The organism is Moorena sp. SIO3I6, from assembly GCF_010672095.1.
The window spans coordinates 1-3,652 of the sequence record NZ_JAAHHU010000421.1; the positions used below are offsets into that span (position 1 = coordinate 1).

Below are 3,652 nucleotides of genomic sequence, written 5' to 3' on the forward strand. Positions count from 1 at the left end.
CTGACGAGTGGCTTCTTGATCAATAGGATTTTGTAGCACATCATCAAGGCGATTAATATCAGCTTCTAATTCTTGTAAGGTACTCCCAAAATTAATCAGTTCATTAATGGGTTTGAGAAAGCTAGCGGTTAAAAGTTGATAGGCAATTAGCATTCCAATGGTTAGTTCTCCCTTGATAACCCGTAAGCCTCCGATTAGCAAGATAGAGGCTGTAGCTAAGGCGGTTAACAGATTGGGAAGTGCATTGAGGATTTGTGTTTGTAGCCCTAATTTTTGTTGAGCGTTTAAGGCTTTAGTATAATAACCGGCAAATCGAGTAAACAGATCTGATTCCAGTCCAGATGCTTTAATGGTTTCAATTGATTGAATGCCACCAATCGCTGTACCAGCAACTTTTCCATATTCCTGGGCTAAGCTAATATTGGCATCTGTCCGATTACGAGATAAGTATTGAAGGGCTATAAAATTAAAGCTGGCAAATATAATCGTGATCGTGGTTAATAGTATATCATAAGTAAACATTAATAGGGCATAAAGCCCCATCATGATCACATCAATAACAGTGGTGGCTAGACGGCCAGAAATTACGTCTGCTACGCGATCATTGAGTTGAGCGCGATCGCTGATTTCACCAGAAAATCGTTGAGCATAAAATCCTACAGGTAAGCGTAAAATATGCCAAACAAATTGTCCGGACATACTAACCGAGAGTTTGACTAAAAGTCGGCGTAACACTTTTAATTGCAGACGGGCAAGAAGTCCCTGAACAATTGCAGTAATCACCATTGCCAATAACATCGGTCTCAGCCAGTATTGATAATCTTCTATTAAAATCTTATCGACAAAGACTTGGCTAAATATAGGAACTATCAACCGAGGAAAGGTTATAATTAATCCTACTAATATAGAGAATAAAATTGAGTTTTGAGATGTTTTTAAACGATTCTGTAGAGAAGAAAATATACTTGTTTTATTACCTTTTTTTTTAAACTCTGGGCCAGGTTCCATCACTAGAACTATTCCAGTGTAACCTTGGCTAAATTCTTCTAAAGATAGTTTACGGGGACCCGTGGCTGGATCATTCAGGTAAACGCAATTTTTGCCAAATCCTTCGACAACTAAAAAATGGCAAAATTCCCAAAATATGATAAAGGGCGGATTTAAAGTTTTTAAGTTTTCCAATGACTTTTTAAACCCTTTAGCAGTCAAGCCATAGGTTCTCGCTGCTTTAAGCACACTAGAAGCTTTACTCCCATCCCGTGATATACCACACACTTTTCTTAATTCAGGAAGGGGAACAAAGCGACGATAATAACCCAAAATAATGCCTAATGATGCTGCTCCACATTCTGTCACCTCCATCTGTATGAGGGTAGGAGTGCGGACACGTTTCTGGGTTGGGAGCTTTGTATTTTGGGTTAAGGTTAACATATTAACGAACTATTGTACTTAAATTAGAGGAGGGCATTGGTTTGGATGAGTGAGCAAGTAGACTTCGCCACAAAGCTTTAAAGTGTCTTAAAGACATCTGTTGCAGATATTCATGATGGTCGGGTAGTATTTCTTTTAGCTGCTCGGATCGACTTTTAATTCTTAGGATAATTTCATCTTCTTGTGAGTGTTTTCCATAATCTAAAAGGGGCAAACTTTGTACAGGAAAACATCCCATGCCAGCTAAAATACAAACATAGGAAAAACCCGGAAATAAATTACCAATATTTCCATGATAAATTGGCCACATCACCTTCCATAACTCTAATTTTTCTTGGAGTGAATCCGGAATAAATTTGTGATATTTATTGGTTCGCCAAAAAGGAGTATCTTCTCTTTGAGTTAAGCAATAATGCATAACAACAAAATCCCTGATTTCCTCATACATTTTCCGCATAATCCTATTATATTGATTGCTCAACAAAGGAGAGAAAGTTTTATCTGGAAAATGACGGATTAAGGCTTCTAAACCCAGTTCAACTAAATAAATCCCGGTGGATTCCAAAGGTTCAATAAATCCACCAGACAAGCCAATACTAACACAATTTTTAGCCCAAGTATTTCTGGTTCTTCCGACCCTTGTTTTGATATGTTTTGCGGGTTGATCATTGCCTTTGTCGTCTAAGTGCTTTCTGAACTCAGTCTCAGCATCATCTTGAGACATAAAAGAACTGGAATATACATATCCATTACCACTTCTTTCTACTAAAGGAACATTCCAAGCCCATCCTGAACTTAAAGCAGTTGCTGTAGAATAAGGGTTAATTCCTCCATTTTTGGAATTATATCTATCACCTGTTTCGTAGGGAATGGATATAGCAATAGCTCGATCACAAAATAATGAATCAGCATAAGAAATAAATGGTTCTTGAAGTGCTTGATTAATCAATAATCCTCTAAAACCTGAACAATCAATAAAAAAATCAGCCGTCTGATTGCCATAATTTTCGGTAATTAAGTGGCTAATAAATCCCCTATGATCTAAAGCAACATCTAAAACGTTATCAACAATGTGTCTAACTCCTGCTGATTTCGCTTTTTCTTTTAAATATGTTGCCAATTTTCCAGCATCAAGATGATAAGCATACTCTATGCTCCCGGAATATTCTGGACTGTCATAGGATTTTGGGGATTTTTGAGCGGCACATAAATTAATATGTTCAAAACAACTTTCATCAAAAGCTGTAGTGTTTTCTTGTAAGTGTTTTTTTAACCAAAACTGAGATATAGGGATTCCCAGATTTGGACTACTTTTTAGTTGACCAAAAGGATGCCAAAATATATCTGGTTTCGACGAACCAGACCAATTTACAAATTTAATCCCTAGTTTAAAGGAAGCATTACATCTGGTCATCCAGTCAAATTCCGAAAGACCTAAAAGTTTGAATGTAATTTGTAGTGTTGGTAGGGTGGCTTCCCCAACTCCTACCGTACCAATATCTGAGGATTCTATCAGAGTAATTTGACAAGAACCTTGTAGCATTTTACTTAAATAAACAGCAGACAACCATCCAGATGTTCCCCCGCCCACTATAATAATAGTTTTGATTCTATTGGGATTACTTACATTATTCATAATTATTTTATCTTGGTGTTCAGTTGAAAATTTTTCAGTATAGCAATTTTTAGCCTAATGAGGTACGCAATATTTTTTACGTGTTCCCTCTTCCCCTCCTGGGAGGGGTTAGGGGTGGGTTCCTCTTCCCTTTTCCCTGTTCCCTGTTCCCTGTTCCCTAAAACCCAAAAATTTGTACCTTACCTAATTGAAAAACGCTATAAATTTTCAATTCCATTCCCGCCTAAAGTCATAGCGACCAGGCGCTAATATATCATTAGGATCTAGTCCTTTTTTTAGAGTTTTAATTAACTGACCAGAATCATCTTGAAAAGGAGGCAAAGCATCCATAGATTGAATTCCCAATCGATAAGGGATATACCCCGCTTCAGTTAAAGCATGAAGAGTTTCATCGTGGCATTCCATAGCTCTTTCATCTTCTCCTAAAACTTCCCGGTCATACATGATAGCGGTAAACAAATTAATATGTCTGCTGGTTTGACAGTTAAGGGCAATATTAGGTTCAAACTGATAACGCTTAAAAATAGCTTCAGTAATCTTTAAAGCTGTGATTATATCTTTTCCGTCAAATGGTAAAATCAGACA

3 protein-coding genes are annotated in these 3,652 nt (G+C 37.1%); all 3 read right to left on the bottom strand.

Features of this window, described 5'->3' with window-relative positions; translation table 11 throughout:
* Window positions 1-1,431 (bottom strand): cysteine peptidase family C39 domain-containing protein (locus tag F6K49_RS37190; RefSeq protein ID WP_293105058.1); only part of this gene is annotated, 1,431 nt, incomplete at its 3' end.
* A 1-nt stretch (window position 1,432) separates the two neighbouring features.
* Window positions 1,433-3,067 (bottom strand): tryptophan halogenase family protein, encoded by a 1,635-nt coding sequence (locus F6K49_RS37195; RefSeq protein WP_293105061.1) that lies wholly within the window; start codon window positions 3,065-3,067, stop codon window positions 1,433-1,435.
* A 207-nt stretch (window positions 3,068-3,274) separates the two neighbouring features.
* On the bottom strand, window positions 3,275-3,652 hold a 378-nt coding region (locus tag F6K49_RS37200), incomplete at its 5' end, for a hypothetical protein (protein ID WP_293105064.1).